The 14,087-nt window shown below is 39.1% G+C and carries 10 protein-coding genes; 2 read left to right on the top strand and 8 right to left on the bottom strand.

Features of this window, described 5'->3' with window-relative positions:
- Nucleotides 1–21: 21 nt before the first annotated feature.
- Nucleotides 22–2,550: an ATP-dependent Clp protease ATP-binding subunit gene (locus HMPREF9447_RS00950; RefSeq protein WP_009127330.1), complete on the bottom strand. Its 2,529-nt coding sequence runs from the start codon at nucleotides 2,548–2,550 to the stop codon at nucleotides 22–24.
- 302 nt (nucleotides 2,551–2,852) lie between these two features.
- Here HMPREF9447_RS00950 and gyrA point away from each other — a divergent pair, with 302 nt between their 5' ends.
- Together gyrA and HMPREF9447_RS00940 are read left to right on the top strand one after the other, a co-directional pair.
- A complete protein-coding gene (gyrA, locus tag HMPREF9447_RS00945; protein ID WP_009127329.1) occupies nucleotides 2,853–5,435 on the top strand; it encodes a DNA gyrase subunit A in 2,583 nt (860 codons plus the stop codon).
- On the top strand, nucleotides 5,419–6,723 hold the full coding sequence (locus HMPREF9447_RS00940; protein ID WP_044137280.1) for a tetratricopeptide repeat protein: 1,305 nt from the start codon (nucleotides 5,419–5,421) through the stop codon (nucleotides 6,721–6,723). Before gyrA ends, HMPREF9447_RS00940 begins: the two co-directional genes overlap by 17 nt.
- A gap of 183 nt (nucleotides 6,724–6,906) precedes the next feature.
- Here HMPREF9447_RS00940 and HMPREF9447_RS00935 read toward each other — a convergent pair whose 3' ends face one another.
- The 7 genes from HMPREF9447_RS00935 to HMPREF9447_RS00905 all read right to left on the bottom strand — a co-directional run bounded on the left by HMPREF9447_RS00935 (nucleotide 6,907) and on the right by HMPREF9447_RS00905 (nucleotide 14,077).
- Nucleotides 6,907–8,037, bottom strand: a complete 1,131-nt coding sequence (locus HMPREF9447_RS00935) for a universal stress protein (protein ID WP_009127327.1) — start codon at nucleotides 8,035–8,037, stop codon at nucleotides 6,907–6,909.
- A gap of 82 nt (nucleotides 8,038–8,119) precedes the next feature.
- On the bottom strand, nucleotides 8,120–8,392 hold the full coding sequence (locus tag HMPREF9447_RS00930) for a hypothetical protein (RefSeq protein WP_009127326.1): 273 nt from the start codon (nucleotides 8,390–8,392) through the stop codon (nucleotides 8,120–8,122).
- Between the two features lie 199 nt (nucleotides 8,393–8,591).
- Nucleotides 8,592–9,422 carry a tetratricopeptide repeat protein gene (locus HMPREF9447_RS00925; protein WP_187389030.1) on the bottom strand — a complete coding sequence of 277 codons (831 nt, stop codon included), beginning with the start codon at nucleotides 9,420–9,422 and terminating at the stop codon, nucleotides 8,592–8,594.
- Nucleotides 9,423–9,437: 15 nt separating this feature from the next.
- On the bottom strand, nucleotides 9,438–11,288 hold the full coding sequence (locus tag HMPREF9447_RS00920) for a BatD family protein (RefSeq protein WP_009127324.1): 1,851 nt from the start codon (nucleotides 11,286–11,288) through the stop codon (nucleotides 9,438–9,440).
- Between the two features lie 22 nt (nucleotides 11,289–11,310).
- Nucleotides 11,311–12,021 (bottom strand): tetratricopeptide repeat protein, encoded by a 711-nt coding sequence (locus tag HMPREF9447_RS00915; RefSeq protein WP_009127323.1) that lies wholly within the window; start codon nucleotides 12,019–12,021, stop codon nucleotides 11,311–11,313.
- Nucleotides 12,005–13,051, bottom strand: a complete 1,047-nt coding sequence (locus tag HMPREF9447_RS00910) for a VWA domain-containing protein (protein WP_009127322.1) — start codon at nucleotides 13,049–13,051, stop codon at nucleotides 12,005–12,007. Before HMPREF9447_RS00910 ends, HMPREF9447_RS00915 begins: the two co-directional genes overlap by 17 nt.
- 42 nt (nucleotides 13,052–13,093) lie before the next feature.
- Nucleotides 13,094–14,077: a vWA domain-containing protein gene (locus HMPREF9447_RS00905; protein ID WP_009127321.1), complete on the bottom strand. Its 984-nt coding sequence runs from the start codon at nucleotides 14,075–14,077 to the stop codon at nucleotides 13,094–13,096.
- Between the last annotated feature and the right edge of the window lie 10 nt (nucleotides 14,078–14,087).

The following is a 14,087-nucleotide window of genomic DNA, read 5'->3' as shown; positions in this document are numbered from 1 at the left end:
CTATAGATAGAAGTGAAAAATTTACTTAGTCACTGCTTTGATATCCAATTCTCCCTTCTCTTCATTCAAAGAGACAGAAATCGTATCACCCAGATTCAATTCGGAAGAGACAATCAATTCCGAAAGACCATCTTCCAGGTAAGTTTGAATGGCACGTTTCAGCGGACGGGCACCGAACTGTACATCATAACCTTTGGACGCCATAAATGTCTTAGCCTTACCATCAATAATAAGCTTATAACCCAGAGCTTCCACACGTTCAAACAAGCCTTTTAATTCAATGTCGATAATCTTTTCAATAGCATCCAATGAAAGCTGATCAAAAGTAATGATTTCATCTATACGGTTCAGAAACTCAGGAGCAAAAGATTTGTTCAAGGCCTTTTGTATTACCCCTCGCGAGTACTCCTTGTCGTCCGTACGGTTTTGTGCAGCAAAACCTACACCACGACCAAAATCCTTCAATTGACGCGTACCAATGTTTGAAGTCATGATAACAACTGTATTTTTAAAGTCTACCGTTCTGCCATAACTGTCAGTCAGACGACCTTCATCCATCAGTTGCAACAAGATATTGAACACATCGGGATGCGCTTTTTCAATCTCATCCAGCAGTACGATAGAATAAGGTTTCCGACGTATTTTCTCTGTCAACTGACCACCTTCTTCATACCCTACATATCCCGGAGGCGCACCAACCAGACGAGAAACAGTAAATTTTTCCATGTATTCACTCATATCCACACGTATAAGTGCATCAGCAGAACCGAACATGTATTTTGCCAATTGCTTAGCCAAGTGTGTTTTTCCTACACCAGTAGGTCCCAAAAACAAGAATGTTCCAATAGGGCGATTCGGGTCTTTCAAACCTACACGACTACGTAAAATAGCTTTCGTCACTTTCTCAATGGCTGGATCCTGAGCTATTACCTTAGCCTGCAATTCTTCTTTCATACCTGCCAATTTAACACCTTCCGCCTGCGCCATACGCTGCACGGGCACACCGGACATCATGGACACAACATTAGCTATTTCCTCTTCACCAACTGTCTGACGGTCATCTTTTAAACGAGCTTCCCATTCCGCTTTCATCTCTTCCAAACGAGCAGAAAACTCTTTTTCACGGTCACGATAACTGGCAGCAAGCTCAAAATTTTGTGATTTTACCGCATCTGCTTTTTGCTGACGCGCTTCTTCTATGAACTTTTCCTGTTCTTCAATTTCTTTCGGAACTGTAATATTCGTTAGGTGAACACGAGAACCAGCTTCATCCAAAGCATCAATAGCCTTATCCGGGAAATTACGATCAGTAATGTAGCGGTCTGTCAACTTGACGCATGCCTCCAAAGCTTCATCTGTATAAATCACATTGTGATGATCCTCATATTTCTCTTTGATATTTTTTAATATCTGAAGAGTTTCCTCAGCTGTAGTCGGTTCCACAATCACTTTCTGAAAACGACGCTCCAAAGCACCATCTTTTTCTATGTTCTTCCGATATTCATCGAGAGTGGTAGCACCGATACATTGTATCTCACCACGCGCCAATGCAGGTTTCAGCATATTAGCAGCATCCATGGAACCAGCAGCAGCTCCAGCCCCCACAATAGTATGAATTTCATCAATGAACAGAATGACATTCGGATTCTTCTGCAACTCATTGATAATAGAACGGATACGTTCCTCGAATTGTCCACGATATTTAGTTCCTGCTACTACGGAAGCCATGTCGAGCATAACCACACGTTTATCAAACAATACACGGGACACTTTCTTTTGAACAATACGCAATGCCAATCCTTCTACAATTGCAGATTTGCCTACACCAGGTTCACCAATCAATACTGGGTTATTTTTTTTACGACGACTCAGAATCTGAGCCAATCTCTCAATTTCCCGTTCACGACCTACCACAGGATCCAGCCTACCTTCTTCTGCAGCCCGAGTCATATCCATACCAAAGTTATCCAATACCGGAGTATCATTGGATGACTTCTTAGCTGCTGTTTGTGTAGAAGACTGCGAACCAGCACTTTGTGATGAGCGTGAAGACATATTCATTTCTTCCTCTTCATCATCGTCATCTTCCGTGAATCCCATACCAGCATTAGGACTAGCTTTCATAGAAAGTTGTTCGAACACAGACTTGTAATCCACATTATTCTCTTCCAAAACCGTAGCGGCCAAATTATTACCATCTTTTAAGATAGCCAGCAATACATGTTCCGTATCCGCAGTGGCACTCTTTAATAGACGAGCCTCGAGTATACACATTTTCAATATCTTAGCTGCCATAGGAGACAATGGAATGTCCGCATCAGGCAATAAGTTATCATCTTCAATCTCTTTCAGAAAACCTTCCAGACGCTTTTTAACTCTGTTCAGGTCTATATCCAGCTTCTGCAATATTTCTATAGCTTTTCCTCCGCCGTCTCGCAACATGCCGAGTAGAAGATGTTCCGGACCGATATATCTATTCTTCAGTCGGTTAGCTTCTTCCTTGCTGTAGGTGATAATATCAGAAACTCTTTGTGAAAACTGATTATTCATACTTAATATTCTCCTTCCTTAATCTTTAAGGTGTTACTATAATACAAAGATACGCATTAATAATTTCTAGTAAGCAAATATATTCTTCTATTTATTGTTTGTATACAAATCCCGTGCCACAGTTTAATATCCGTTCACCAGTATTTTTTAATACCTTATTTATATATTTATAAGAACAAAGTAGGCGAGAGAATGGTTCTGAAACAAAGTTTATGCGCGAAAACTTTTGTATGTCGTAAAAAAGCAGTACTTTAGCGTGGTTTTTCATGAACCAAAGTATGTATAATTAATAATCTTTTTAAATGCTTGAACAAGACAGAATTATAAAGATTAACATCGAGGAGGAAATGAAGTCATCGTACATTGACTACTCCATGTCGGTCATAGTTTCACGTGCCCTTCCGGATGTTAGAGATGGTTTTAAGCCTGTCCACCGTAGAATTCTCTACGGAATGATGGGACTAGGAAATACGTCTGATAAACCTTATAAAAAATCAGCCAGAGTTGTAGGTGAAGTATTAGGTAAGTATCACCCACATGGTGACTCTTCCGTTTACGGTGCACTAGTTCGCATGGCACAGCCTTGGGCAATGCGCTACTTGATAGTAGACGGGCAAGGTAACTATGGTTCAGTGGATGGTGACAGCGCAGCAGCTATGCGTTACACTGAGTGCCGTCTGCAAAAGATTGGTGAAGACATGATGCAAGACCTTGACAAAGAGACCGTTGATATGCAAAGCAACTTCGACGACTCCTTGCAGGAACCTACTGTAATGCCAACTCGTATTCCGAATCTTTTGGTAAACGGTGCATCTGGTATCGCAGTAGGTATGGCAACCAATATGCCGACACATAATTTATCTGAAGTTATTGATGCATGCGTTGCATATATCGAAAATAACGATATTGAAATAGAAGAGCTGATGAACTATGTGAAAGCTCCCGACTTCCCAACAGGAGGATATATATATGGTATGAGTGGTGTACGTGAGGCTTATCTTACCGGCCGTGGTCGTGTCATCATGCGCGCTAAAGCAGAAATTGAAACCAGTTCCACACATGACAAAATTGTCATCACAGAAATTCCGTATGGTGTCAATAAGGCTGAATTAATTAAAAATATCGCAGATCTGGCTAACGATAAAAAGATTGAAGGTATCTCCAATGCCAATGACGAATCTGACCGCGAAGGTATGCGTATTGTTATTGATATTAAACGCGATGCCAATGCCAGTGTAGTTCTGAACAAGCTTTATAAGATGACTCTATTGCAGACATCTTTCAGCGTAAATAACGTAGCACTGGTACACGGACGTCCCCGTCTGCTGAACCTGAAGGACATGATCAAATACTTCGTGGAACATCGTCACGAAGTAGTCATCCGTCGTACTCAATATGATTTGCGTAAAGCAAAAGAACGTGCCCACATTCTGGAAGGTTTAATTATCGCATCAGATAATATTGATGAAGTGATTCGTATCATCCGTGCGGCTAAAACTCCTAATGATGCCATTGCAGGCTTAATTGAGCGCTTCCAATTAACTGAAATCCAATCCCGTGCTATCGTAGAGATGCGTCTGCGCCAATTGACCGGACTTATGCAAGATCAGCTTCATGCCGAATATGAAGAAGTAATGAAGCAAATTGCTTATTATGAAGAAATACTCTCAAATGACGATCTTTGTCGCAAAGTCATTACAGATGAATTAATTGAAGTAAAAGCCAAATATGGAGACAAACGGCGTTCAGAAATCGTATATTCATCTGAAGAATTTAATCCAGAAGATTTCTATGCAGACGATGAAATGATTATCACCATTTCACATATGGGATATATCAAGCGTACGCCATTGAGCGAGTTCCGAGCTCAAAACCGCGGTGGAGTGGGCTCTAAGGGTACAGATACTCGCGATGCAGACTTCATCGAGCACATATATCCAGCAACCATGCACAATACCATGATGTTCTTTACTCAGAAAGGCAAGTGCTACTGGCTCAAAGTATATGAAATACCTGAAGGTACCAAGAACTCAAAGGGACGCGCTATTCAGAATTTGCTGAATATTGACTCTGACGATGCTGTAAATGCATATTTGCGTGTGAAGAACCTTTCTGATCAAGAGTTTATTAACAGTCATTATGTTTTCTTCTGTACTAAAAATGGCGTCATCAAGAAAACATTGCTTGAACAATATTCACGTCCTCGTCAGAATGGTGTAAACGCTATAACTATCCGTGAAGATGACCGTGTTATTGAAGTACGTATGACTAACGGAGACAATGAAATTATCATAGCCAACCGCAATGGACGCGCTATTCGTTTCCACGAAAATGCTGTACGCGTTATGGGACGTACTGCAACAGGTGTACGTGGTATGACACTTGATGAAGACGGACAGGATGAAGTAGTGGGAATGATTTGCATTAAAGATCTTGAAACAGAAACCATCATGGTCGTTTCTGAACAAGGTTATGGTAAGCGTTCTGATATTGAAGACTATCGCAAAACAAATCGTGGTGGTAAGGGCGTGAAGACTATGAATATCACTGATAAAACAGGTAAATTGGTAACAATCAAGTCAGTAACAGATGATAATGACTTGATGATAATTAATAAGTCGGGTATTACTATTCGTCTAAAAGTAGCTGATGTTCGTATTATGGGCCGTGCCACACAAGGTGTTCGTTTGATTAATCTTGAAAAGAGAAACGATGAAATCGGTTCAGTATGCAAAGTTACTTCCGAAAGTTTGGAAGACGAAATACCAGTTGATATAGATGAGACGTCTCCGGTATCTCCAATAGTATCCATAAGTGAAACTGCAGAAGGAGAGGAGGAGGATTACAGCTCTGAAAGTGAAATAAATAATGGAGATGAAGAATAGACATAATATTAATTTTAATTTTACATTTATCATGAAAAGAGTATTATTTTCAGTGATTTTATTGCTCGCTGCAGGCTTCACTTTCGCTCAGGAAAAGACTGTGAAAGAAGCTAAAAGCATTGCGAATGAAGTGAATCCGGACTTTAATAAGGCCGAACAGCTCATCAATCAAGCCTTAACTAATCCTGAAACAAAGGATAATGCTGAGACTTGGGATGTAGCAGGCTTTATTCAAAAAAGAAGTAATGAAAAGCAAATGGAAAATGCTTATTTAAGAAAACCTTACGATACACTTAAGGTATATAATAGTGCATTGAACATGTGTAAATACTACCTTAAGTGCGATGAATTAGCACAGGTTCCGAACGAAAAGGGAAAAATTAAAAATAAATACAGGAAAGCTAATTCTGCTGCTATTATTGCAGAACGGCCTAACTTAATCAATGGTGGTATTCAATACTATAATCTGGAGAAGAACAAAGAGGCGTTAGATTTCTTTGGAACTTACATTGAAACAGCTCAGAGTCCAATGTTTGAGAAAGAAAACTTCTTGCAAACAGATACTATCTTGCCTCAGATTGCGTATTACGCAAGCTTGGCTGCTGCTAAAATGGAAGATTATCCGAGCGTTTTGAAGTATGCTCCGTATGCCCAGAATGATAAAGAAGTAGGTCAATATGCTATGGAGTTCATCTCTACAGCCTTAAAAGCACAAGGTGATACTGTTAAATGGGTTGCTTCCTTAAAAGAAGGTTTGCAGAAATATCCGCAACATTCATTCTTCTTTGGTCATCTGATTGATTATTATAGCAACAATAATAAATATGACGAGGCTATGCAATTTGCTGATGGTATGTTGGAAAAAGATCCGAATAATACATTCTATCTATATGTAAAAGGATATCTTTATCACAATATGTATACTAACCTAAAGAATGAAAAGAAGGATCAAGAGGCTGCAGATGCACTTAATAAAGCTGTTGAATATTACCAAAAAACAACAGATATAGATCCTACTTATGCAGAAGCATATTCCAATTTAGGTTTGATCTACTGTTTGCAAGCACAAGACTTTTCTGAGAAAGCAAGTGCAGATGTTAATGATCCGAAATACAAGGAAGATCAAGCTACTTTGAAAGCTTTTTATGAAAAGGCAAAACCTTGCTATGAAAAAGCAAGAGAATTGAAACCGGACCAAAAAGATTTATGGATGAATGGTTTGTATCGAGTATACTATAATCTGGATATGGGACCGGAATTTGAAGAAATTGAAAAAATGGTGAATTAAAAAAGCCTAGGTATAAAAACTAAAAAGCCTAGTCACTTCAGTGTTGACTAGGCTTTTTAGTTTTTATTTTTTTCTCTGAATCTCTTTATAAAATGGGGAAGTAATAATTAGATATGAAGAATAATATCATTTTGTATTAAACATAATACCGATTATTAATTTAAAATGCAGGCGTTATTTTCTTTAACTTGGACGCCCATAAATAACCAATAGCGGCGTATCAGAATGAAAAATCATCTTCCGTGCAATTCCTGGATTAAATAAGCGGGAAAAGATATTCCGTTTATATGTTGTTAATGTGATAATATCAATATGATTCGTTTTTATATAGTTATCTAAGCTATTTAAGAAATCATCATTCATCACAACATCATAATGTATTTCTAAATCCGGATACTGTTTTTGGAAGTATTCTTTAATACCACCTAATTTGATTTCATTCCATGTATCTTTAACATCCGATAAATGAATTAAAGATACAGAGAAATGAAATGGTTTCAAAGCAGCAATCAATGAATCAAATGCAATTAAGTCCCGTTGATCAAAATTGGTGATAAATGCAATGCGTTTAGCTTCAGCCAATTGTTTAAATGGAGTATTCTCTGGTATGGCCAAAACCGGCATACGACTTCGCTCAATAACTTCAGCCGTTACACTACCAATCAAGTCAATATCTTTCTGATTTTTACCACGGGTACCCATAATAACAATACGTGGTCGATATTCTTTTGAATATCGAAGGATTTCTTCTTCAGGAATACCTTCACGCAATACACAGCTATATTTCACATTTGGGAATTCTCCTGAAGCCACTTTTTCCTTCACCTTATTCGATAAAGCATTTAAATCCTCATGGACTTTATGTAGTATATTTTTCACATTCTCTTCATCCGTAATCTGGTAATTAAAGACATCTCCATAAGGCAATGAAGTAGTATAAATCGGTGTAAAGTAGACATGTAATAATACTACTTCTGCACCCATATTTTGAGCAAAGTTAAAACCAAATTCACATGCTTTCATCGAATAATTAGAGAAGTCGACAGGAACTAAGACCTTATTGCTCTCTTTCTCCACTTTAGGTGACTTCCCTCCCACTACCTCTTCAGATAGCCAGGCAGAGCTTTCAGTAATCTTCAGTGCACGTGGTAAATCACTTTCTTTTATACGTAAGCGCACACCCGAAGATACTACAGGTTGTATTTGATTTACATTGTGAATATAAGTCTCGATACCTTCATTCTCAAGTACATTTTTCAATATCTGAGCTTTGGCATAAGTCAGAATGGCTAAGGTTACTAACTTGTCTTCCATAATCAACTGTTTTTACTTTATAAACAAATAAGAAATCCCAATTGTTTGTTTATCAATTGGGATTCATTTTTACTTTCTTTTCTTAAGCTCGAACAGGCTCAGCATTAGCATTCATCTCATCTAGTATTTTGAGAGCTCTATCAAGAACTGTAGTGTCGTCCAACATCACCAAACCGCCATCAGGACCAGGCTCCAAATGTATTCCAACACTCTTACCTTCTTTGAAATTGTGTCCCCCAAAGAAGTTTCTAACTGTATCGACGTTCAGTCCGAGCTCATCGGCTATTCTATGCATACTACCAGTGGGTAACGAGTCTTTAATTCTGCGAAGTTCATTAAATGTTATTGTTCTCATATTTATAAATTTAATGGTTAATAACTCTGTGAGTTTTACTTATCACGCTATAAACTTAAGGAAAAAAAAAGATAAAACAAACATTTTTGGTGTCTTTTTTACAAAATAAAAGAAACCTGTTAAAAGAGCATTGATACTTTCTCTTTTAACAGGTTTCTTTCCTATTATTAACTATCTTACTATGAAAAAATTATAGCTATTAGATGACCTCTACAGATGATGCAGGCACCCACCCTACTTTACCATCTTCTAGGCGGATTTCTTTCCACTCACGCATAGAGTTATCTTTAATTTCTACCTTTCGCCCTTCATGCAATATAAACAAACTGGTGCCACTCTCACTAGGAGTACTGCGCACCGTTACACTCGGAGTTAAGACAATAGCATTGTTACGATTCAATAATTCACTTTTTTGCTGGAAGGCAAAAACATTTGCTAATATGACCAGTACCAGAAATACTATTCCTGTGATGAAACCAATCTTTTTCCATACAACCTGTCTGGAAAAGAAAAAGAAATAAAGAGATATCAGCAATAAGAAGAAACCAACAATACCTACTTTTGCCCAAACATCCACACTCAAACAATTAATCAACGATTTTGTCCAGGATACAAAAAAGATTTCAGCTACCGGAATTACTTTATCAACTGTTTTTGCACGAGCTATTTCCAGATTCGCACGGATATCAGCATTACCAGGTTGCATCAGTAAGGCACGCTCATAATTTAAAATAGCCTTTGCTATATCACCAGCTTTATAATAGCTGTTTCCTAAATTATAATATACTTCAGCAGCTTCTCCATCCTTCAACAAAGCTTCATATATCTGAATGGCAGAAGCATAATCATTCTTCAAATATGCACTATCTCCTTCTGCTTTTGTCACACTATTCTCTTGCTTTGTTGCTGAGAATTCTGAGTGAGAACCTACTAATAAAACTGAATCATTTACATTTTGCAATGTATCAGCCTGTCCAAAAGAGGTCATCGCCATAAGCAGGCCGAGGGTCAAAAACAATATCTTTTTCATCATATAACCTCCTAATTAATGTTTAATCGAATTCTCCATTTTACTTATCACCGCCAATGAGGCTGAATAAACCTTATCCATAGCCTGATTATCATCACCAGGAGCAAAACGGGCAAATTCACAATCATTCAGTGCTACTAGGAACTCTTTAATCAAAGCATCTTCTACTCCATATTTACGAAGCTCCTCTTCAATATTGTCTTTAGAGAGTCGTGAAACCGGGATATTCAGTTTGTCACTAATATATCCCCAAAGAGCCTTCAATACCTCATCATAAAAAACATCTTTCTTATTTTCAGCCAATAGCTTACCTGCCAACTTCATACGCTTAACAGCAACCTTATTCGCCTTTTTTGTACGCATTTTAGCCACATTGGCATTAGCAGCTATCTGTTTACGATAAACAATAAAGAATATGATAAATACAACACCAGGTACCAAATAGAGCAACCAATACACCATAGAGTCAAAGAAGAAATCGCCCTTTTGAGAAAGAGTCACATCATTTTGCTTGATGAAACGAATATCTTCATTCAGGATTTTCAAATCTTCTTTATTAGTGAAATTTGCGATAGTCTGTGCAGCATTACCTTCACCCTTCTCTACATGCAATTCATATTCCTCTGTAGTCAGTGTCTTGTAGGAATGGGATTTGATATCGAAATAGCTGAATTTAACAGCTGGTATCTTAAACGTACCAGCATTGCGCGGAATAGCCAGATATTCAATCACTTTACTACCCGATAGCCCTGCATTTGTTAAACGAAACTTATTGTCAACTTTGGGGTCATACACTTCAAAATCATCTGGAAACTTGATCTCCGGATCACCTATCAACTTTAAATTACCTGTACCAGAAATCACAAGTTTAATGGTAATAGCATCGTTTGTCTTCACATTAGTGCTATTGATGGAAGAAGAAATACTGAACTCTCCCACTCCACCAGAGAAATCGGCAGGCTTACCTTCCGGCAATGGCTTAACATCAATTGTCAGCTTAGGGGTAGTTAACGTCTTCTTTATTTCAATATAATTGCTGCCCCCATTAAAAAAGGCTTCAAATGGGTCTGACACTTGGGTAGCTTTTGCAATAGAAGCATCAAAACGCGCCGGTTCAATGGTCAAATTGCCAGATTGTTGTGGAAACAGTACAAACTGACGATAAATGGTAGTTTGATAATTTCTACCCTTATAATGTTCCAAACTCCATCTTCTATCATTCGGAAGTTCTACTTCCTGTGAATGAAACCCTTTGAAATCAGGAAGTTTCACATTATCAAAGCGTTGCAAATCAACCAAAGTATAGATTTTATAAGTCAACAGGAAAGCTTCCTGCTCATATACATTGGTTTTACTTGCAGTAGCCGCAATAAACAAATCCTGATTAGAGACAGAAGCTCCAGAAGAAGCACGGCTAGCATTACTACCTTGCTGAGCACCACTACTTCCACTTGAGGATGCCGCTGCTCCCGCTTGGTCTGCCGGAAGCACTTTGACATGCACTGAATTAGATATCATTTGATTACCATCGGCCGTAATTGTAGCACCCGGAATGGTGAAACTACCTTCCGTTGTAGCCATCAGAATATAAGTGAAGGTGATGCTACTGGTCGAAGTTGATACCCCGTTAATAATCTGCACACTACTTTGCTGCGAACGACTAGGTCCCATCAATACATCAAATCCCTTGATAGAGGGAGCACGGAAATCTCTTACCTTCTGTGTAGTCACTGTATATGTCAGCCGAAACTGGTCACCTACCGCTACTGCATCAGGAGCTGACGCGGAAAATGACACTTTCTCATCGGCAAAAGCCTGTAAACTGACTGCAATCAGTGCTATCCATAAGAAAATTAATTTTCTCATATATTATCGTATCTTTTATTATTTACCAATCCTTTTCTAAGCGACCGCCCTGAATAACTTGTTGCTTCTTCACCTTATCCTGTACATCCTTTTCGTCCTGCATAACCGACTTCAAGAGCTGCTCAGCGTTCTCCTTCGACATTTGATTGTCTTGTGGTTGCTGTGGTTGCTGTTGTTGGTCCTGGTTTTGCTGGTCTTGTTTATTCTGGTCTTGCTTGTCTTTATCTTGCTCTTTTTCCTGATCCTGTTTATTCTGATCCTGATTCTGGTCTTGATTTTGTTGGTTTTGTTCCTGATCTTTCAACATTTTCTGAGCCAGAGCCAAATTATAGCGTGTTTCGTTATCTTTCGGATTATTACGCAACGACTCCTTATATGCTTCCACTGCTTTCGCATAATCTTTACCAGAATGAAATATTACCCCCATATTATGATAGATTTGAGCAAGTTTGCTCTTATCCTTCTCCATTTTAGTGGCAGCAACATACTGTTCCATAGCTTCCTGCAATTTATTTTGTTGCATAAGCGTATTGCCCAAATTATACATGGAAACCGTTGATTTCGGATTAACATCAATTGCCTTGCGATAATTTACTTCAGCATTCACATACGTACTATCCTTATACGCACGGTTTCCCTTACGAATAAAATCACGTTCCGCTTTCTGTGCAGAAACCGAAACAGCCGTCAATAGCAGCAAGATAATTCCGATAGTTTTATTTCTCATCATCATACCTTTCTTCCTTTTTAAACAAATGGATATTACGGAATAACGGGTTCTTACGTTCCAGAATCAGCATTTCAGCCAATAGCAGCAACAGAATAATCCATGCAACGGCCTGAAATTGTTCATTGAACTCTGTGTAAACCTGTGTTTCCACATCCGCTTTCGCCATTTTATTAATTTCCTGAGTAATCGCCTTTTGTGCAGCATTCGAATTATCTACACGCACATAAATTCCATCTCCCGCCTGAGCTATCTCCTGACACATCTGCTCATTCAGTCGAGTTACAACTACATTTCCTTCACGGTCACGACGGAAATCATTCGTTCCTTCTACAGGAATGGGAGCACCGTCAGGCATACCTACGCCCAAAACGTTGACTTGAATACCTTTCTCTGCAGCAGCTTTAGCAGCTTCTACCGCACCACCTTCATGGTTCTCACCATCAGTAATAACAATCACAGAGCGCCCTACTCCTTCCTGAGGTGTAAAACTACGTGTCGCCAGATTGATTGCCGCCCCGATTGCAGTACCCTGTTTTGATATCAGCGACGGATTAATGGACTCCAAAAACATCTTGGCAGAAATATAATCGCTCGTAATAGGCAACTGCGTAAAAGCATCCCCGGCAAACACAATCATGCCAACCTTATCATTCTCCATCCTATCCACCAACTGTGCAACCAGCCTTTTCGCCTTTTCCAAACGGCTGGGTTGCACATCTTGCGCCAACATGGAGTTAGATATATCCAATGCAATCATCACTTCCACTCCCTGACGCTTCACAGTTTCCAGTTTGGAGCCAAACTGTGGACGTGCCAACAATACTGCAAACAGTCCGATTGCAGCAAACACTAACCAAAACTTCACATCCGGACGATACTTGGATACATCCGGCATCAGTTGTGCCATCAGCACCGGGTCACCAAACTTGCGGATTGCTTTCCGTCTCCGGAAATTGGAGTACAGATAGAAAGCCGCCAAAAGAGGCAACAGGAGCAACAGGTATAAATATGTAGGTTCTTCAAATCGAAACATCTTTCTATTACAATTTAGTAATTTACAATTAACGCATTGTTTTTAAGGTATCTTCTTCAAAATAGAGTTGCGGATCAACACTTCGAGCAACACACACAAGAATGCAGCCAAAGCAAACCAACGATATTCTTCTTGCCGCTTGCTATACTCTTTTACATTTAACTTGGTTTTTTCCAACTTATCAATTTCCTCATACACTTCTTTCAACTTAGAGTTACTGGTAGCACGGAAATAATTTCCTTCCGTAGTGGCAGCAATCTGCGTCAGTGTCTTTTCATCAATCTCAACCGCCATATTGGTATACTGCACCGTATTACCCACAGGATAAGGATAAGGTGCCATACCATTCGTACCTACACCAATAGTGTAAACACGGATACCAAAACTCTTGGCTATCTCTGCTGCTGTCAGCGGAGAAATATCTCCTCTATTGTTTGTACCGTCCGTCAGCAGGATGATGACTTTAGACTTTGCTTTACTATCTTTCAGACGGGTCACCGCATTGGCAATACCCATACCGATTGCTGTTCCATCTTCAATGATACCACTCTTAATACCCTGAAATAAATTTAGCAACACGGCATGGTCCACTGTCAGCGGACATTGCGTGAAACTTTCACCTGCAAATAATGTAATACCGATGTTATCATTAGGACGACCATTGATAAACTCCGCCGCCACATCTTTCGCTGCTTCCAGACGATTCGGTTTCAAGTCCTCTGCCAGCATACTGGTAGATACGTCGATAGCCAGCATGATATCGATACCTTCAATTTCACTGTTTTGCCAGCTATTCGTAGTTTGAGGACGCGCCAGCACCACAATAATCAATGCCAAAGCAACAATACGCAGCATAAAAGGCACATGCAACAAATAGTTCTTATAGCTCTTTGGCGTATGCGCATACACACGTGCATCCGAAATCTGAAGTGTCGCTTCATTATTCTTCCGCTTCATGATATACCATACTATATAAGGTATAAGCAACAGCAGCAAAAACAAATATTCAATATTGGCAAAAACCATTGTATTTACT

Origin of the sequence: Bacteroides oleiciplenus YIT 12058 (assembly GCF_000315485.1) — a bacterium.
Classification (GTDB): domain Bacteria; phylum Bacteroidota; class Bacteroidia; order Bacteroidales; family Bacteroidaceae; genus Bacteroides; species Bacteroides oleiciplenus.
The sequence above is the reverse complement of the archived record's forward strand: the minus strand, read 5'-3'. Positions and strand labels throughout refer to the sequence as shown.